The sequence below is a fragment of the Desulfosarcina sp. genome, assembly GCF_033791525.1.
Taxonomy (GTDB): domain Bacteria; phylum Desulfobacterota; class Desulfobacteria; order Desulfobacterales; family Desulfosarcinaceae; genus Desulfosarcina.
In genome coordinates, this window is the sequence record NZ_JASJGN010000007.1 from 1 (window position 1) to 19176 (window position 19176).

Consider the following 19176-nt stretch of genomic DNA (forward strand, 5'->3'; position numbering starts at 1 on the left):
GCGTCGAATTCCAGCCTTTTTTCCTCATTGCCCTGGTCCAGAACGATGGTCACCGGCGATTCTCCGTTCTGGCTTTCCACGCGTCGAAAATTGACATGGTAGACAAAAGTGACGCCGTCCTGACGAAGAGAGGTTTCAATAACCTTAGCCGCCTCCGGATCCTCTTTGGGTAGAATTGCGTCGCTGCGCGAAAAGACCGATACCTGCGAACCGAAGCGTTGGAAGGCCTGGGCCAGTTCGATCCCGATGGGGCCGGCACCGATGACCGCCATACGCTGAGGCAACTCTGTCAAATTGAAAACAGTTGCATTGGTGAGATAGGGCGCTTCCTTGAGACCCGGAATATTGGGGATGGCGGCTGTACCGCCGGTGGCAACCACCGCTTTGGCAAATGTAAGGGGCTTGCCGTTGACTTCGATACGATTGTTGCCGGTAAATGTTCCCTTGCCGATATAAAGATCCACGCCCAGCTCCTTGGCGTAGCGTTCGGCCGAGTCGACGGGCGCAATGCTAGCCCGCAGGCGACGCATGCGTTCCATCACGAAGCCAAAGTCCACCGAAACGTCACCGCTGATTTGGACGCCGAATTGGGATGCATCGCGCACCGCGGCGGCCGCCTTGGCGCATCGCAGCAAGGCCTTGGACGGCACGCAGCCCACCGTGAGGCAGTCCCCGCCCAACAGATGCGCTTCGATGAGCGCTACCCGGGCACCCACGCCGGCGGCGCCTGCTGCGGACACCAACCCGCCGGCACCGGCACCGATGACCACCAGGTTGTACGAAGGCTTGGGTTCCGGGTCTATCCACCCTTTGGGGTGCAGAAGATCTAAAAATTTGGTGTTGTGCGCATCAAGGGGTGAAACGCCACAGGCCTCCAGGTTCTCCTGGGCCATACCGGCCAATTCCGGGTCGCGTTCCGGGACAGACGGCTGTAGGGAAAGGTCCTGGCCACCGACCGACGTGAGCGGCGCGATGAAATCTGCCCATCTGACGGCGCTGCCATCGGGTTTGCGGGCCACCTTACCGTGGTCTTCATCGGAGGCGAAACGGTAGAACAGGTACTTATTCTCGAAGGGGTGCGCCTGTTGGACGTGATGGAACACACCGGCATTGAGCATCATGTTTCCGATACGCAATGCATCGGCTTCGTCGTTGGCAATCCCTTCTCTGACCAACGTTTCGACCGCCTCGCTGCCTACAAAACACATCGCATACTTTTTGGGTGGGATTCCATAAGTCCGATCCTGAATGTCGAGGATCCCTTTCACATGCTTGGTCAGTCCTTCAAGATCTTGGCTGTCAAAGGACGCCTCCTTGCCATTATTCTTTTCATCGGCCATGGTTTTCTCCTCTCACACTTCATTGACTCTCTTAGAATCGTGTTCCCGACGGATTCGTAAAACGTTCGAGATCAAGGCTTGCGAGTCCAAAGGAGCGAGGCGTACTTTCCATACGCCGCAGTGACGGGGGATGAAGCGAAACGCAGATATCGGACGGTTTACGGATCCGTCCTATCCGCCGGTGGCAAACCCGGGATACAATGTCATGCCGCCATCCACAAACAGGCTGATGCCGTTGATATAGTCGGCCTGATCGGAGGCCAGCCACACGGCGGCGCGCCCGATGTCTTCGGGCTCGCCGATACGCTTATAAGGTACCAGCATCATCAGCGCGTCATAGGCTTCGGGGGTCTGCCAGGCATCGGTGTTGATCGGCGTGCGAATCGCGCCCGGGGCAATGCTGTTGACCCGGATGCGATAGGGCGCCACCTCCTGGGCGATGCTTTTCATCATGAGCATGACCCCGCCTTTGCTGGCGGCGTAGTTCACATGGCCGGCCCACGGAATGACCTCATGCACCGAACTCATGCAGATGATTTTACCGGCCGCGCAGGAGACACCCGGCACCACGCCGCGGCGCTTGAATTCGCGCACCGCTTCACGGGCACACAGAAATTGGCCCGTCAGGTTCACATTGATGACCCGATTCCACTGATTCATGGTCATTTCATCAAAAGGGGCATCCTGCTGCAGGCCGGCGTTGTTGATCAGAATGTCGATGGTGCCAAATTCGGCTTTCATCTTCGCAAACATGTCCAGCACCTGATCTTCCTGGGAGACGTCGGCCCGGCAAGCCAAGGCGCGGCTGCCGCACTGATCGATGGCGGCGACCACGTCCTGGGCCTGCTCAGCTCCGCGCACATAGTTGACCACCACGTCCGCCCCGGCATGACCCAGCGCAATGGCGACTGCCTTGCCGATGCCCGAGCTGCCACCGGTAACCAGTGCTTTTTGTCCCTGCAAGATCTTCTCAGTCTGGCATTGAGGCATGACAACCTTTGGAAATTGTTCCTCTTTCATTGTGTTCTCTCCGTTATAGATACCAAAGATAAATTCCAATCGCCAGAAAACAAATTACAAATAAATCACAAAATTTAAAAATAAAAGTAAACGGTTGAGTTGTATCTTATTTGAGATTTGAATATTGCAATTTGGAATTTGTTTGGAATTTGGCCTTTGTAATTTGTTATTTTCCGATAATCCGGGTTCGGATTTATCCCCCCGACTGTTGAATCAGTTTGGCCACAAGCCCCGTCCAGCCGGTCTGGTGGCTGGCGCCCAGCCCGGCGCCGTTGTCTCCATGAAAGTACTCATGAAACAATATGTGGTCTCGCCAGTGAGGATCATCCTGAAAGCGGTGCTGTCCGCCATAAATCGGACGCCGGCCGTCGCCATCACGCAGGAACAGGCTGATCAGGCGCCGGGACAGCTCTGTGGCCACCTCACCCAGATTCAGCATGCGTCCTGATCCGGTGGGGCATTCCACCTTTAGCGAATCGCCATAGTAGTGGTGGTATTTTTGCAGCGATTCGATCAGCAGGTAGTTGATCGGAAACCAGATGGGCCCGCGCCAGTTGGAATTGCCGCCGAACAGCCCGCTTTGCGATTCAGCCGGCTGGTAGTCGATGGTATGGGACACGCCGTCCACGGTGAAGGTGTATGGTCGGTCCTGGTGAAATTTAGAAACCGAGCGGATACCATAGGGCGATAAAAACTCGTTTTCATCCAGCATGGGCCCCAACACCTTGATCAGCCGTTCCCGATTGACGATGGACAGCAACCGCCGCGACTGTTCTCCAGGATCTTTCACGCAGGCGACATTGCCGCAGTCGCGCAGATAAACCCGGTTTTCGAAAAACCAGTTCAGCCTGCGTTTAAATACCGGCAGACGCTCGATCAGGTCATGCTCGAGGGTCTCGACGGCCAGAAGCGGCATCAGGCCCACCAACGATCGGACCTTAAGGGGCACGAAGCTGCCGTCCGGCAGATGCAGGGTGTCGTAGAAAAAGCCGTCTTCTTCATCCCAAAGGCTCAAACCGTTGCGGTAGTCACCGGTCATGGCCCGGGCGATGCGCAGGAAGTGCTCGAAGAATTTTCCGGCCGTATCCTGATAAACCGGATCGTCCTTGGCCAGTTCAAGGGCGATTTCCAGAAGGACCAGGCAGTAAAATCCCATCCAGGCCGTGCCGTCGGATTGATCGATGTGACCGCCAGTGGGCAAAGGGGCGCTGCGGTCGAATACACTGATGTTATCCAGCCCCAGAAAACCGCCCTGGAAAACATTGCGGCCTTCTCTGTCCTTTTTATTGACCCACCAGGTAAAGTTCATCAACAGCTTGTGAAACATACCTTCCAAAAAATGCTTATCGGGCCGCCCCTGCTGTTTGGCGTCGATCTTGTATACCCGCCAGGCCGCCCAGGCGTGTACCGGCGGATTGACGTCGCCCAGTTTCCATTCATAGGCCGGCAGTGCCCCGTTGGGATGCATGTACCATTCACGGGCCATCAGCGTCAGCTGGCGTTTGGCGAAGGCCGCATCGACCAGGGCCAGGGGGATCGCGTGAAAGGCCAGATCCCAGGCCGCATACCAGGGGTACTCCCACTTGTCGGGCATGGAGATGATATCGAAGTTGTTGAGGTGTTCCCATTCATGATTGCGACCACTGGCACGGGATGGAGGCACCTCGGGTTGCGCCGGGTCACCTTTGAGCCATTGCTCCACATTGTAGTAAAAAAACTGTTTGGTCCAGATCATGCCGGCCAGGGCCTGACGTTGAATCTGCATCTCATCAAGGCTGATATCGGTGCGTTGGACTGTTGCATAGAAGGCATCGGCTTCGGCTGCACGCCGCTCAAAAGTGGTTTCAAAACCGGCAAAGGGGGTATCCGATGCGGCGGCAGAGAGTCGCAGCCGCAGCGTGCACGATCCATGGGTGGGGACCTGACAGCGATACCAGGCGGCGGCCTTGGTGCCTTCCCCGGCCGGATTGACGGCATCGGCTTCGCCATCGACCACATGGCGATGAAAGGCGTCCTTGACATAGGGGCGATCGTTGGGCCGAGAAAACAGCCGCTGGGTATTGGTGTCGTTGTCGGTAAACAGCAGTTGGGGCTGGCCCTTGCCATCCAATTTGTCGGCATACAGAAAGTAGTCGCCGGCTGCCGGGTGGGAAAGGTTTACGCACGGCCCGGCTTTGGTTCCGTTGACCTGCCTGAGCACCGGCCGGTCCGGAACATCACCCATGGGACCGGCCACGTATCCCGGGCTCCAGGTGTTGCGAAACCAGACCGTGGGCAGCACATCCAGAGGGGCCGCCTCGGGGCCGCGGTTAAAGGCGGTTATCTTGATCAGTATATCCTCGGTGCCTGCCTTGGCATATTCTACAGAAACATCGAAATAGCGCTGGTCATCGAAGATGCCCGTGTCCGACAGCTCATATTCGAAATCGTTGAATCCCCGGCGACCGTTTTCGGCCACCAGATCCGCGTATGGAAACGCCGCGTGAGGATATTTGTAAAGCATCTTCATGTAGCTGTGGGTCGGTGTGGCATCCAGGTAGAAATAGTATTCCTTGACATCTTCGCCGTGGTTGCCCTGTGAGCCGGTCAGGCCGAAGAGGCGCTCTTTTAAAATCGGATCGTTGTGATTCCACAGCGAAAGGGCCAAGCAGACATACTGGTGGCGGTCACAGATGCCGGCAATGCCGTCCTCCCCCCAGCGGTAGGCCCGGCTGCGGGCGTGGTCGTGGGGAAAGTACTCCCAGGCACTGCCATCGGCACTGTAGTCTTCACGTACGGTGCCCCAGGCGCGCTCGCTCACATAGGGGCCCCATTTTTTCCAGTTGGCTTTTCTGTCCAGATGATCCTGAAGCCGTTGATGTTCTGCGGTTTTTGGCATGTTGACGCTCCTAACTCTGATGAAGCGGAAAAAACAACTTACAAGCACCAAATCTCAAATAAAATTTAAATTATAATATCCAAATCACAAACATCTTCAAAAACCATTGGTCTTTTGAGTTTTGGATTTTTTCCCATTGTGATCTATTTGTAATTTGGGTTTTGGCTATTGTGATTTATCTGCTGTTGGTCATTTACTCCATGGAATAATCAACACGAATTCAATTGGTTATACGCTAAACATCATAGGTGGAAGACGCCGTGCTCCCACCATGGCCCGTCCAATTGGTGTGGAAGAACTCATCCCTGGGCCTGTCAATTCTCTCGTAGGTATGGGCACCGAAGTAATCGCGCTGAGCCTGCAGCAGGTTCGCGGGAAGTCTTTCCGAACGGTAACCGTCAAAATAGGCCAGCGCCGCACTAATCGCCGGCATGGGGATGCCCAGCCGAACCGCCGTGGTCACTACACGCCGCCAGCCCGCCTGGGACGACTCCACCGCCTGTTTAAAAAACGCGTCCAGCAGCAGATTCACTAGAGCGGCATCGGTGTCGAAAGCCTGCTTGATTTTTCCGAGAAAGGCAGAACGAATAATACAGCCGCCCCGCCACATCAGCGCGATACCGCCGTAGTTGAGCTTCCAGCCCTGTTGTACCGCAACGGCGCGCATCAATTGGTATCCCTGGGCATAGGATACGATCTTGGACGCATAAAGCGCCTGTTCGAGATCGTCGATCATGGCCGCCCTGTCGCCGCTGAAGGACTCCTGGGGTCCGGCGAACACTTGTGCAGCCGCTGCCCGCTCGTCTTTGAGTGCCGACAGGCAGCGCGCAAAAACCGCCTCGCCGATGAGTGTCAGCGGCTGGCCCACGTCCAACGCAGACGTCACCGTCCACTTGCCGGTGCCTTTCTGACCTGCCGCGTCGAGAATCCGGTCGAGCACCGCTTCTCCGTTTTCATCTTTATATCCGAGAATGTCACGGGTGATTTCAATCAGGTAGGAGTCGAGCGCCCCCTTGTTCCATCGGGCGAACACATCACGCATCTGTGCGTTGGACAGCCCGAGTCCCACCTTCATCATCTGATAGGTCTCGCCGATCAATTGCATGTCGCCGTATTCGATGCCGTTGTGCACCATTTTAACGAAGTGGCCCGCACCGCTCTCGCCGACCCAGTCGCAGCACGGTTCGCCGTCGTCCGTGTACGCGCAGATTTTCTGAAAAATCGGCTGAATTGACTCCCATGCACCCGGTGAGCCGCCCGGCATGATGGAGGGACCCAATAACGCGCCTTCTTCTCCGCCCGAAACCCCGGCACCGACATACCGCAGCCCCTTTCGCTCCGCCTCCGCCACGCGACGAATGGTGTCGGGAAAATGCGAATTTCCGCCGTCGATGATGATGTCGCCCGCCTCAAGGTAGGGCGTGACCGACTCAATAAAGTCATCAACGGCACGGCCCGCCTTGATCATGCACATCACCTTGCGCGGTTTTTTCAAGGCCCCGACGAGTGCTTCGATGCTGTGGCAGCCGATGATGTTTTTGCCGACGGCGCGACCGTTGATAAAATCATCCACTTTGCTGGTCGTCCGGTTGAAACAGGCTACCGTAAACCCTTTGCTCTCCATGTTCAGGATCAGGTTTTCACCCATCACCGCCAGTCCGACAACGGCAATATCAGCGTCGATTTTCATGTTTATTCCTTTCATTTATCCCCGGCGGCTTTAGGCTGCCTGAGAAGCCTGGCCCTTTGGGCCTGCGTGCGTTACGCTTTGCCGGATCCGGCCAACCGGTCTTTTTTCTCTTCAAGGCTCCTCATCAGGTTCTCGAAGGGTTTGGCAAAGGCGTCCACCCCTTGGTCCAGCAGCTGTTTGGTAATCGTCTCTAAACTGATTCCAATGTCGGCAAGGGCGGAGATGCGACTGCGGGCCGCTGCCACGTCTTTGTCGATGGTTACGCTTGCCCGTCCATGGTCGATGAAGGCCTTCAACGTCGCCGGCGGCAGGGTGTTGACCGTATCCGGACCGATGAGGTTGTCCACGTAAAGCGTATCGGAATAGGCTGGGTTCTTGGTTCCGGTACTGGCCCACAGCGGCCGCTGGACGCGGGCACCGGCGGCCGCCAATCGGTCCCAGCGATCGCCGGCAAAAATTTCCCTGAAACGGGCGTACGCCAGCCGTGCGTTGTCTATAGCCGTGGTGCCTTGTAGATCGCTGCGACCGATTTTTTCCAGGGCGGCATCCACGGCCGTGTCTACCCGGCTGATGAAAAACGATGCCACCGATGCGGTTTGGCCGATTGCACGGCCGGCCTTCAGAAGTTTTTCCAGACCCTTGATGTAGGCCCCGGCTGCGGCCTCATATTGCGCCAGCGAGAAGATCAATGTGACATTCACATTGATACCGGCAGCAATTACGCTTTCGATGGCGGGGATGCCCGCCGGCGTTGCAGGAATCTTGATCATCAGGTTGGGACGATCCGTCGCGGCGAAAAGCCGTTTGGCGTCGGCAACGGTGCCGGAGGTGTCGTGGGCCAGGGTGGGGCTGACCTCAAGGCTCACATACCCGTCACGGCCGTCTGTTCGATCATACAGCGGACGCAGCAGGTCGGCCGCCTGTCGAATATCTTCAATGGCCAGGGCTTCATAGATTTCGTTAACCGACCGGTTTTCAGCCGCAAGCCGTTGGATGTCCTCGTCATAGTCATCGCTGCCCGCGATGGCCTTTTCGAATATCGCCGGGTTGGAAGTGACGCCCCGCACGCCTTGGTCAATCAGCGCCTGCAGGTCTCCTGCCCGGGTAAATGAACGGCGAATATAGTCAAACCAGACGGCTTGCCCGAGTTCGCTGAGTTGGTCGAGTGGGGTCATGGTGAAATCCTTTCTATATGTGGCGCGCTTCGCACGCCTGGTTGCCAAGGATCTAGCTGCAGGGCAATCCGCAACAGCCCATCCGCCACGCATGGCCGCCTTTGGCCAGCAGTGCATCGGCGGCCTCCGGCCCCCAGCTGTTCATGGAATAGGTGTGCAGGGGGGACGTTTGCGAAGCGGATTCCCACCCGGAAAGAATAGGGTCGATCAGAAGCCAGGCCGCCTCGATGCCGTCGTTGCGGGCAAACAGGGATGCGTCGCCTTTCAGCGCGTCCAGAAGGAGCCGTTCGTATGCGTCAGGCAAAACAACGTCGGGAAAGGCCTCGAGATAGGAGTGGCTCATGTTGACCGAGCGGGATTCAGATACCGTATCCGGCACTTTGGTCTCAAACTGCAGATGGATGCCTTCGTCCGGTTGAATGCAGATGGACAGGAAGTTCGGCGTGAAGTGCGCGTTGCGTCCCAGATGGAAAATGACGTCAGGCGGCGGTTGAAATTCAACGATGATGGTGCTGCTTTTGGCGGGCATCGCTTTTCCGGATCGCAAGTAGAAAGGAACGCCCTGCCATCGCCAATTGTCGATAAAGAGCTTGAGTGCGGCGTACGTCGGTGTCTGCGAGTCAGGGGCCACGCCGGCGCTGGACCGATAGCCCTCGTACTGGCCGCGCACGGTGTCGTGCAGAGAAATGGGGCGGACCGTTCCGAGAACCTTGGCCCTTTCGTTGCGAATCGCATCGGCGTCCAAAGATGCCGGTGGTTCCATGGTCACCAGCGCCAGCAATTGCATCAGGTGATTCTGGAACATGTCCCGCAGCACACCGGCGTTGTCATAGTAACCGCCGCGTCGCCCCACATCTACGCTTTCGGCCACCGTGATTTGAACATTGGCCACGTATCGCCGATTCCAGACCGGTTCGAAAAGCGTGTTGGCAAATCGCAGAAAAATGATGTTCTGGGCCGTCTCCTTGCCCAGGTAATGATCGATGCGATAGACTTGATGCTCGGCGAAGGCTGCATGGACCTGTCGGCTCAACTCCCTGGCGGTGGCAAGATCGCGGCCGAACGGTTTTTCAATAATGATCCTGCGCTGGCCGTTTTGCTCAGTGCCCATGCCGGCTGCAGCCAGATGATCGCATGCCGGACCATAAAAATCAGGCGCCGTGGCCAAATAGTAGAGGCGATCGGCCGTTTGGTGTTCCATCTCATCGAGGATTGTTTGAAGTTTCTCGTAATCCGCGGTCGTGTCCAGGTCGCCTTGAAAATAATTGATATTCCTGGCGAATTCGTTCCAGACAGGCGCGTCGAAACCCGTGCTGTATTTCTTCACACCGCTGCCCAGGTGGTCCCTGAATTGGTCATCCTGCCAGTCCCGGCGGGCGAAACCAACGATGCGCAGCCCGGCCGGAAGGCGCTTTTTGATAAAGTTGTTGTAAATTGCCGGTATCAGTTTGCGCCGGGTCAAGTCTCCCGATGCACCGAAAATGATTATAGTCGGGCCGGCGGTGTGTGAATCAGAAGTACTCATCTAGCGGTCTCCTTTTTCTCTGGCTTATGTTGCCGATCGCCGCTGAGGACTGCCGCTTGCGGTCTGAATTTCTTCTTGTAGATGGCCAGCAGCTTTTTCACGGTGATCGGGAAAAGCCCGAGCACCACGAATGAGGCTAAAAGGCCCGGAGACAGGATGCCGGACAGGGAGTCGATCTTGGCCAGTTCTTTGCCGGCATTGACAAAAACAAGCGTCCCGGCAAACATGCCGATCTGCGACACCCAGAAAAAGGTGAACAGGCGCATGCGGGTCAGCCCCATGAGTAGATTGATCACGAAAAAGGGGAAGATCGGCACCAGGCGAAGTGAGAAAAGATAGAAAGCGCCTTCTTTTTCAATGCCCTCGTTGATTGTCCTCAGTTTGCCGCCGAATTTGTTCTGGACCCAGTCCTGCAACATGAATCGGGAGACCAAACAGGCCAGGGTCGCCCCGATGGAGCTGGCAAAGGAGACGACAACGGTTCCGACGACCAGACCGAACAGTCCGCCGCCCGCCAGGGTGAGCACCGCGGCACCGGGAAGAGACAGGGCCGCGACCGCGATATAGATTCCCATGTAAACGGCAATGACGAGAAATCGGTGTGACAGGTAAAGCGCTTGAAATTTTTCCTGGGAGCCCTTGATATAATCGAGCGTGAGATATTGTCCTATATCGAAGTATCGAAAGGCGACAATACCCAGGGCGATCACCCCGACGATCGCCACCTTGTTGATCATTTTTCTTTTCTTTTCATGGGCCATCGTTTTATCCTTTTCGCAGCAGTTGTTGTCCATGGAACGCCGCACCCCAGAGGCCGCTGTCTTGATCGTCCATTAAAAACACCGGCATCCGGGACAACACGTAACCCATTGTCGGAGAATCGAGGAATTCCTTACTGAAATTCTCATGGGTCAGCATTTCAGGTGTTCTGGCTGCCACCCCACCGGCAATATACAAGCCGCCGCGGGCCAACACCGCAAGGGCAAAGTCCCGACAAACCCGGCCGTAAAACCTCGCGGCCCAGGCCAGCGTCTCGGATGTTCCGGATAGTCGCCTGGTCACTTCCTCAGGCGCCAGATCTTCACCGCTGAGAAACCAGTGGAGATAGCGCAGTCCACGACCGGAAACCACCAGATTGCCAGTGATATGGTTCTGCCCGGATTTTTCTCGGTAAAACTGTTGAAACGCCAACTCCCGTTGAGAGACAAAAGGGAAATAACCGTGTCCCCCTTCGGAAGGCAAGGCCAGGAATTCTCCGCTGGACAGCGGCACCAGGATTGCCTTGCCCAGGGCGGTGCCGGCACCGATAACGCCGATGGTCCCGTTGGAAAGTATTTCTCCGGGAAGGATACTACGGGCTGATTGGCCCACCGGAGATCGACTGGCATAGGCCTGGGCGACAAAGTCGTTAATCAGTATCGCTTTTTTAAACGTGTTTGCCACCGCTTGACTGGCCAGATCGATATCCCAGTCGATATAGGGCGGGGCAGAGTAGGACGCTTGTTCAACAGGCCCGGCAACTGCAATCACGGCAATGTCAGCCTCGTCGGCGGGCAGGGAAAAATCGGATGACCGCAACTGCTCGAGAAGCTGCGCAAAAGAATCAGCTTCATCGGTAGGCAGCCAGAGCGTGTCGACCAGCGCCAGCGTTGATTCCAGATCGGTCTCAAAATGGGCAAACCGACTGTTGGTCCCCCCGATATCTGCGGCAAGTATCGTTTTCATGGCCATTTTCTCATCGCAAGCTTGGGTTTATAAGTTTTAGCGCCTCTCTCAGCATTCAGCCGCTGCTGCCCGGTCGACAAACCACTGCAACTCGCCGTTGGACGGGTTGACATATCGGGCCGGCAGTTCCGGCTGCTGCAGGTTATAGTTGAGCACTTTCGACAATATATTCGCCTTGCCCGGCCCGGCGGCCACGAAGGTTACATGGCGGGCATTGTTTATCACCGGCAGTGTCATCGTAATACGAACTGGCGGCGGATTGGGTGCGTCTACAACAGGAACCACCCAGCGCCGATTTTCGTTTAAGGCCGGATGGCTGGGAAACAGGGAAGCGGTGTGGCCGTCTTCTCCTACACCGAGCAGCACCAGGTCGAACCGCGGCACTCGGCCTGCTCCGGGCTGAAGGACCGTTGCCAGGATGGATTCATAGGTTTGGGCGGTTTCGGAAGGATTGAGCGAAACGTCCGCGGCATGAATCTGTTCGTCGGGGATACTGACGCGGTTAAAGAACTGCCGCTGCGCATGCCCGTAATTGGATTCAGGACTGCTCCACGGCACCCACCGCTCGTCGACCCAGAAAACATGCCAGCCTGACCAGTTGACGGTGTCGCGCAAGGGATTTGAACCCAAGGACGGGCCGATGATGTCCATGAGCGAACCGCCGGAAAGGGCAACGCAGAACCGACCTTGAGATGCAACAGTCATGGCTGCCAGACGGACGACATGAGCCGAAAGCGCGGCTGACAACGCGTCTCGGTTGGCAAGAATATTTACCTTGGGCCGTCGGTCCATGTTCTATCCTCTGCGACATTACGCTATTTTATGGCAGGTCCTCTATCCGTTCTCGTCCAGCAGAAAAAATGGTGATGGGTGTCGAGAAAATTTTCCCGGCAACTTGCTTCAGGCTGCATCAGTTGACTGAAACGGTGGGACGTTCGACATTGAGGTCAGCACCGACGATCCGATGGATACCAGAGTGCCAAATAAAAATCTTGAATCCCAAATAGCCGGCTGAAATAAGCAGTTTCCGGCGATAATAATTCGCTAATCGATATAGACCAAGCTGGTCGGTTGACGGAACACCAGACGGTGTCATCCCGGAAGCAGCGAAGCGGATATCCGGGATCCAGAAAACCGATTGAGCATAAGGATTACGCTATGGTTTGTCAGATAAAATTAACCACGATCCGAAATTTACGCAAGTCGTTTATATGATTTGAGCGATTGTCGCCTGCTTACTTTTTGCGATAGCATAAAAATGCATGCTGATCGCCTATTTACCAGAGCATATGAAGGCATAATGAAAAGCACCTATTCCTTTGCCCAGATCGATTTATAATCGAACCCGCCCAATCCAATGATGTTGTATTTGACGATCTCGAAATTGGGGCTGAGGTCAAAATCCCTCGGTACGATTTGCGAATAATGGCGCATGATCAACTTGGAGCCATAGGGATCGTTGATCAGATGGTTATCCACATCCGACGCCGGCAGCAATGCGGGGACGATCGGATAACCGACTTTTTGAAAGGCGTTGGCGATCATCCCCGAACAGATCACTTTGTATTCGGTACATCCCCCTAAACACGCCTGGATCGTTCTTTTTTTAAACGGATTAAAAAATGAGGGCAGGAGAAGCAGCACCAAATCCGTCAGATTTTCGTGGTCGTAATGATTGCCTAAATTACCGACGGCATCGCCCATCACCACCTCCAAATCTTGCGGGGAAATGCCAAAGGGCCGGCATATCCGGATATTGTAATCCTGGTATTTGCTCAAGGAGACAGCGATCACACCATTGCCCGCATCCGCCTCGATCAACATATGCTGCCGCTCCGTCTCACCGAGGCCATTCAATATGCTTTGCACGCCGTCGTCAGTGGAATGATCCAACCGGTTAGCGAGATAAATAGCCGCATGGCTCCAGGCGCTTTTGGTGATAATTTGAATGATCTGGCTTAATTTGGATCGGCCTTCGACCAGCAGTACATCGCCCGGTCGGATTTCTCTATACAGGTTCTGCATGTTATTGATGATTCGCTGCTCGTAAGATGGAAGGGGTATCTCCAGCCGTTTGAGAAGATACCGGCCGATTCGCTTCAACACATGATTTGATCGTTTTTCGGATTCATTTCGCATTTTTTACCTTTTAGGGTACAAACGCATGGGGTGCGCCGTATGCACTATCCCGATCCATGTTTAACCCAGAATATCACGCTGGCCACCAGAAAATAGAGCCCTGAAAGCTCGACAACCAGGAAAATCCAATAATACCACAGGTTGCGAATCATCGTCGTCGGTACGAGTACGCCCATGCCCACAGCCCCCAGGCAAACCAATGAATAACAGGTATAAAAATACCCTTTTGCGACCAATCCGGTGAGGAAAAACATGCTGATGTTCATGATTACCAGCAGATTGTTGATCCGGCTGAGATTACTCCAGTAATTCACGTGATCCGTATCGAACGCATGCTGTAATATCTCAATTCGATTTTTTAACATATTGCTTTTCCCCTCTGATCACCACCATTCAGCCCATCCAGATAACTGATTGTCGTTGTAACGCTACAAAGCTTACAACCCACAACCCATTTAATATGCTACGAAACTGGCCAATCCGCGGGATGTGACAACAATCATTTGGTAACAGCCATCGTTTCAACGGGCATGGCATACCGCCCTCAGGACGGATCGTTGGGGATTGGATCGGATCCTCGATGCAAATTATGGTTGAAGAAACCGTCGCCGCGGTTGTAAGGGTTTGTGCAATCTGCCGACCAATGCAGCAAACAGAAGACACCGTTTCTGATTAAGCGTCAAGGTATTTCAACTTATCCAACACGACAACAGGGCTGTGGGGAATCAATTCGACGACAGCCTGTCCTTTCTAATCAGTAAGGAGACGAATATGAATTCAAGAAGAACCTTCCAATTAGCAATTATCGGCATACTCAGCATCTTCCTCATCCCCATATCTTGGGCGTCCACCGATGGCCGCACCGTTGTTCTTGAGTCAACGGCCAAACACCCTGATGCCAGTGGGACCGCCCTTATCGATCAAGACCATGTGAGCATTCAGGCACGCGGTCTCAAGCCCGAATCGGTATACACGGTGTGGTTTGTCAACATGAAACCAAATAAGCATGAAACCGGTGCGGGATCGGCACCCTATATGTTCCGGACCGACAAATGGGGCGACGGAAATTATTCGGCCCCATTGAATGAAACGCCCTTTGGCAAATGGACCATGATCATGGTGGTGCTGCATCCTGCCGGTGACCCGAAAGATATGAAAAATATGGTGGGCGCATTGAAAGCGCCTTTATGATTGAAGCTGCATTACCGCTTGAAAAATTGGCTCAATTTGATACCCTGACAGGCAATATATGCCTCGCACGATCACTTGATGAAGGGTATTGGTTTGGAATGAAAGACTCGCCGAAAATAAATGCAGACATGTGGGTTGATCAATATGGCGATTCGCTTTTTCATTTTGCGCTTGCCCGGGTCAAAAAAAAAGAAATAGCCGAAGACCTGGTTCAGGAGACATTCCTGGCGGCCGTGAAAGCCCAGGATCGGTTCAGGGGGCAGTCTTCTGAGAAAACCTGGCTGTTCGGTATCCTGAAACACAAGGTAATCGACCATTACCGTAAGAATAAGTCCACCGTCCATGCCCGGGACCTGTTGCACGATCCTGACAACGTGGAAGCGTTCTTCAACGCCAAAGGCGGTTGGCAGACCCGTCCGGCCCATTGGCAAACCAATCCCGGCAAGGTTCAGGAAACCAAAGAATTTTTGGATTATTTTTATCGATGTTTATCAGACGTACCACAGCGAAGTGCCGATGCGTTTGTCTATCGAGAAATTGATGGGTTGAGTACCGCAGAAATCTGCGCGCGGCTTGACATTACCGCAAATAATTGTTGGGTGCTCCTGTATCGGGCAAGAATGTTGCTGCGAAAGTGCCTTGAACTGGTCGGATTCAGCCGGCAGCAAGAAGGAAAATCGAAATGAGACACTGGATGTTTCGCTGCAACGACGTGTCACAAAAGGTATCCCAGTCACTGGATGCGTCGCTGCCTTTTCATCATCGCATGGCGGTTTGGATGCATCTGCTGATGTGTCGCTACTGCGCCCGGTTCCGCCGCCAACTGATCATGCTCAGAAAAGTGAGCCGTCATATGGACGACGAACCGTCTATAGATGAAACCACCGCAACGCTCTCCAACGAAACCAAAGAACGCATCAAGAAGGTCCTTCGCGCCATACCCTAAATGATCATGACCGATACTTGTACCCTTCTCAGAACAAATGGGTCTCTATAAAAATTAACAATTATCATACATTCTTATTATTTCACCAGTTGATTTTCCTTCAACACTTTTTACATAGCCATTGATCACTTTCTTCATGGGTATGGGATTGTGGCCCGGAAAATAAGCCTCATATTTTTCAACTGCATCTTCAACCAATCCGGATGAAACGACATTGATCCGGGCGCCATTTTTCAATTCCAGGCATACCGCTTTGACAAAAGAGTGAATGCCGCCATTGACCATGGCGGCACTGGTCGTAAAATCTACCGGGTAATCGGCCAGGATTCCCGTACTGAGCGTAAAAGAGCCGCCTGCATTCAGATACTCCCGCCCGATTCGGACCAGATTCACCTGCCCCATCAACTTGCTTTTCAATCCGATATAAAAATCTTCCTCAGACATTGAATCAAAGGCTGCCCATTTGGCATCGCCGGCGATGCAGACAACGGCATCGATTTTTCCAGCGGATTTAAACATGGATTCAATTGACTGGCTGTCGGTGATATCGACCGTTATATCGCCGGAGTGTCTTCCGGCAATAAGGACGTCGTGCTTTTTTGAGAAATGACTGCTGACCGTTTTACCAATTGTACCGTTTCCACCGATGATAAGAATTTTCATTTTTTTCTCCATTTTGATTGATGAAACTTTGGGTCAATTCTTGAGATAGGCTGCCAACCGATCGAGCGAATCAGGCATGTTCCTGCGCCCGAAACCGATACGAAACGCGTTCAATCCCGACCCATAGAGGGTTCCGGGAAGCAGAAGTACACCTGCCTTCTCGACGAGGTCAGCGCAAAACGCATCCACCGACGCTTGCAGCAGCATCGGGAATGCAATCGATCCCGCTTTCGGCCGATTCCAGGCAAACCATTCCCTATGCGCAGCAAAAAAAAGATCGAGATGATCGAGGTTGCTGCGAATGATCTGCAGGTTCCGTTCAGCAATCGCTTCGGCATGTCGCAAGGCCAGCGTTGCCAGAAACTCGCTCGGCGCACTGTTGCAGATGGTCGTGTAATCCTTGAATGCGGCGAGTTGGCGGAAAAGTTGCTCATTCCGGGTCGCAATCCAGCCAATCCGCAGTCCAGCGAGGCCGTAGGTTTTTGACATGACGCCGAGAGATACGGCACGATCGTTCACATCAGCGAAGGCGGGCAGGCGATCGGAATGATTCAGTTCAAGTCCACGGTATACCTCGTCCGCCAAAATGACAAAGCCATGTCGTTCAGAGAGTGCCGACAGTTCGTACACGAATTCAGAAGTCGGCAGAAATCCAGTCGGGTTATGTGGGAAGTTGACTACGACCACTTTCGTGCGGCCGGTAAGCGCGTCCTTTAGACCATCGAGGTCGAGGGCCCACGCACGGTCCGGATCTCCCCACCACTCGGTGACATCGGCACCGACGCCTCGTGCCACCTCTCCCAAGGACTGGTAGTAAGGTGCGTGTACAATGACGTTATCCCCGGGCTGTAGGGCAACATTCATGAAGTTAAAAATCGCCTCTTCGGCACCGGCATGCACGAGAACCTGGTTGGCGATTACCTGCTCATAAAGCGCGGTGATCGCCTGCCTGAGTTCAGGATTGCCGAGGGACTCTGTGTAACCCAGCCACAACGATGAAAGCTGTTCACGGGAACCAGGCGCCATCGCCAGCAGTTCCCCTAATTCCATGCTCTCGCAGTCCGAGGCGCACAAAAGATAGGGCGCTGAGAATTCATGTTTGGCGAAGTAGCGTTCGAGATGAAACTGATCCAGTTTCATTCATCGTTTCTCCTGTTCATGGTTGTCATTGGCGGCTAAATTAAGTCGCCAAAAAACATTTGTCCAATGAATTATTTTTATTAACACCATCAAAATATGTGATTATTGTACCCGTATACCAAGCAGACTTAATGGGGTGACAATTGGGGAAACGACACTCAACCCTTTTCCCTGAATGCTTTTATGAGGTAGCCGGCAAAACAGGTTACGGTTTCAGGTGTCGGTGCCTTCACCGTGTGCAGGACAACATTTGAGATCGGCAACACCGGCAGCCCATTTTCTATCCCGACCATTTTCAAATCAGGCGGGACATTGCTTTTGACAATCGGTGCGATGGCTAAACCTGCTCTTACCGCGTCCAAAATCCCCGATATACTCCGGCTGACATAGACGATCCGGTATTCGATACCTGCCTGTTCCAAAGCTTCTACGGCCCAGGACCGAAAGATGCAGTCGTCTTCAAATACGGCCAATGAAAGCGCTTTATCCTTCTGGACGATAAAGCCGGAATCGGTGACCCATACCACCGGATCATGGTATATGACCTGCCCCCCTTCGCTGATCTGGGTGCAAAGCCCGATATCGAGCTCTCCCCTGTCAACTGATTCTTTAATTTTATCACTGTTTTCACAGCGCATTTCTACCAACACATCCGGATATGAGGACGCAAAGCGGGCCAACAGCTTGGGCAGGACACCGGCGGTAAAATGTTCTGGAGAACCGAAACGGATGAAACCTTTCAGCACCGGTTTGGACAACGCCATCACCGCATCGTCATGCTCTTTGACAATACGCCGCGCGAATTTGATCAGGAGGCTGCCTTCGGTGGTCAATTTTACCGTCTTCCCGATCCTTTCAAACAGTGGCTTGCCGACTTCATCTTCGAGACGCTTGATTTGCATGCTCACGGCGGATTGGGATCGGTTCACCTGCCTGCCGGCCTTGGTAAAGCCTTTGGTATCCGCGACGGCAATAAACGTTCTTAAAAAATCGATATGCAGATTCATAATAACAACAATTTTTGATTGTTTGTATTAAAACTATTCATTGGACAACTATTTCGAACGACTATAAATCACCCGCTTAATCCACCGACAATGCAGACGTTCTTATTTCTGAAATCTTTTATTTTTCACCCGAGCCGCGTTGACTGATTGAGGCATTGTGAATTTAACTCGATTTCAGATCATTTCTTTAGCACAACTGGTTTGATTGAACAGTTTCTGCTGATCTTTCTAAGTCTATGAATCACCTAAAATGGTGGGTCAACAAAAAAACATTTCCTTTTTGACCTAAGTCATTTCTGCCGCTATACTGTACCGGTAAGCTTTAACTGCTGTCCTTGCAAAAACACTGACTGCTGGGATTGAACCGGCAAAGCCGCCTCGCGGTAGATGGTGATATCCCCCTTATTTGAACGAAAAGCGACCTTGCATCGGATCCCCCGTCAAGTGTCCATGCGTTAAGGCCTCATCCTAATTTTTAGGAGGTGTCCATGTCCGATGGTTCTTTCCTGTCTGCATTGCGATTTTTCCGCCCCAAAGGAGACCCTTCCGCTTGCCGTGAAGAGAAAACCGATGATGGCTGGGCCCAGACCCGCTGTGGTCAGCGGGAGTGGGAAGATCTGTATCGCCGCCGCTGGCAGTATGACAAAAAGGTGCGTTCCACCCACGGGGTCAACTGCACCGGGTCCTGCTCCTGGGATGTCTATGTCAAGGACGGCATCCTGGTGTGGGAAACCCAG

17 protein-coding genes and 1 pseudogene are annotated in these 19176 nt (G+C 53.7%); 4 read left to right on the top strand and 14 right to left on the bottom strand.

The window, feature by feature from the left end; genetic code table 11:
• The 11 genes from QNK41_RS00250 to QNK41_RS00300 form a co-directional block, all read right to left on the bottom strand.
• A partial coding sequence (locus tag QNK41_RS00250; protein ID WP_319252549.1) for an FAD-dependent oxidoreductase occupies window positions 1-1340 on the bottom strand: 1340 nt, incomplete at its 3' end.
• A gap of 171 nt (window positions 1341-1511) precedes the next feature.
• Window positions 1512-2360, bottom strand: coding sequence for an SDR family oxidoreductase (locus QNK41_RS00255; RefSeq protein WP_319252551.1), 849 nt, complete (start codon window positions 2358-2360; stop codon window positions 1512-1514).
• Between the two features lie 193 nt (window positions 2361-2553).
• A complete protein-coding gene (locus QNK41_RS00260; RefSeq protein ID WP_319252553.1) occupies window positions 2554-5238 on the bottom strand; it encodes an MGH1-like glycoside hydrolase domain-containing protein in 2685 nt (894 codons plus the stop codon).
• Between the two features lie 235 nt (window positions 5239-5473).
• On the bottom strand, window positions 5474-6928 hold the full coding sequence (gnd, locus tag QNK41_RS00265) for a decarboxylating NADP(+)-dependent phosphogluconate dehydrogenase (protein ID WP_319252555.1): 1455 nt from the start codon (window positions 6926-6928) through the stop codon (window positions 5474-5476).
• A gap of 71 nt (window positions 6929-6999) precedes the next feature.
• On the bottom strand, window positions 7000-8103 hold the full coding sequence (tal, locus tag QNK41_RS00270) for a transaldolase (protein ID WP_319252557.1): 1104 nt from the start codon (window positions 8101-8103) through the stop codon (window positions 7000-7002).
• Window positions 8104-8155: 52 nt separating this feature from the next.
• Window positions 8156-9628 carry a glucose-6-phosphate dehydrogenase gene (zwf, locus tag QNK41_RS00275; protein WP_319252559.1) on the bottom strand — a complete coding sequence of 491 codons (1473 nt, stop codon included), beginning with the start codon at window positions 9626-9628 and terminating at the stop codon, window positions 8156-8158.
• Window positions 9625-10389: a TVP38/TMEM64 family protein gene (locus QNK41_RS00280; RefSeq protein WP_319252562.1), complete on the bottom strand. Its 765-nt coding sequence runs from the start codon at window positions 10387-10389 to the stop codon at window positions 9625-9627. Before QNK41_RS00280 ends, zwf begins: the two co-directional genes overlap by 4 nt.
• Window positions 10390-10393: 4 nt before the next feature.
• On the bottom strand, window positions 10394-11353 hold the full coding sequence (locus tag QNK41_RS00285; protein ID WP_319252563.1) for a glucokinase: 960 nt from the start codon (window positions 11351-11353) through the stop codon (window positions 10394-10396).
• A 48-nt stretch (window positions 11354-11401) separates the two neighbouring features.
• Window positions 11402-12145, bottom strand: coding sequence for a 6-phosphogluconolactonase (pgl, locus tag QNK41_RS00290; protein WP_319252565.1), 744 nt, complete (start codon window positions 12143-12145; stop codon window positions 11402-11404).
• A 519-nt stretch (window positions 12146-12664) separates the two neighbouring features.
• Complete coding sequence (locus QNK41_RS00295) at window positions 12665-13492, bottom strand: YiiX/YebB-like N1pC/P60 family cysteine hydrolase (protein ID WP_319252567.1); 828 nt, start codon at window positions 13490-13492, stop codon at window positions 12665-12667.
• A gap of 44 nt (window positions 13493-13536) precedes the next feature.
• The gene (locus QNK41_RS00300) at window positions 13537-13857 is read right to left on the bottom strand and encodes a hypothetical protein (protein ID WP_319252569.1); all 321 of its coding nucleotides are present in this window, start codon (window positions 13855-13857) and stop codon (window positions 13537-13539) included.
• Window positions 13858-14263: 406 nt separating this feature from the next.
• Between QNK41_RS00300 and QNK41_RS00305 the strand changes: the two genes are divergently transcribed.
• From QNK41_RS00305 to QNK41_RS00315, 3 genes are read left to right on the top strand one after another with little or no spacing between them, the layout of a single operon-like run.
• Complete coding sequence (locus QNK41_RS00305) at window positions 14264-14683, top strand: hypothetical protein (RefSeq protein WP_319252571.1); 420 nt, start codon at window positions 14264-14266, stop codon at window positions 14681-14683.
• On the top strand, window positions 14680-15369 hold the full coding sequence (locus QNK41_RS00310; protein WP_319252573.1) for a sigma-70 family RNA polymerase sigma factor: 690 nt from the start codon (window positions 14680-14682) through the stop codon (window positions 15367-15369). Before QNK41_RS00305 ends, QNK41_RS00310 begins: the two co-directional genes overlap by 4 nt.
• Window positions 15366-15629, top strand: a complete 264-nt coding sequence (locus QNK41_RS00315) for a hypothetical protein (protein WP_319252575.1) — start codon at window positions 15366-15368, stop codon at window positions 15627-15629. Before QNK41_RS00310 ends, QNK41_RS00315 begins: the two co-directional genes overlap by 4 nt.
• Before the next feature lie 54 nt (window positions 15630-15683).
• On the opposite strand, the gene QNK41_RS00320 is transcribed toward QNK41_RS00315, so the two are convergent.
• The 3 genes from QNK41_RS00320 to QNK41_RS00330 all read right to left on the bottom strand — a co-directional run bounded on the left by QNK41_RS00320 (window position 15684) and on the right by QNK41_RS00330 (window position 18439).
• Window positions 15684-16292 (bottom strand): short chain dehydrogenase, encoded by a 609-nt coding sequence (locus tag QNK41_RS00320; protein ID WP_319252576.1) that lies wholly within the window; start codon window positions 16290-16292, stop codon window positions 15684-15686.
• Window positions 16293-16325: 33 nt separating this feature from the next.
• Entirely contained in the window at window positions 16326-17432 is a 1107-nt protein-coding gene (locus tag QNK41_RS00325; protein ID WP_319252578.1) for an aminotransferase class I/II-fold pyridoxal phosphate-dependent enzyme, read from the bottom strand.
• A 158-nt stretch (window positions 17433-17590) separates the two neighbouring features.
• Window positions 17591-18439 (bottom strand): LysR substrate-binding domain-containing protein, encoded by an 849-nt coding sequence (locus QNK41_RS00330; protein ID WP_319252580.1) that lies wholly within the window; start codon window positions 18437-18439, stop codon window positions 17591-17593.
• Between the two features lie 488 nt (window positions 18440-18927).
• On the opposite strand from QNK41_RS00330, the pseudogene QNK41_RS00335 reads away from it, so the two are divergent.
• Window positions 18928-19176: pseudogene (locus QNK41_RS00335) on the top strand (nitrate reductase subunit alpha); the annotation flags it as partial.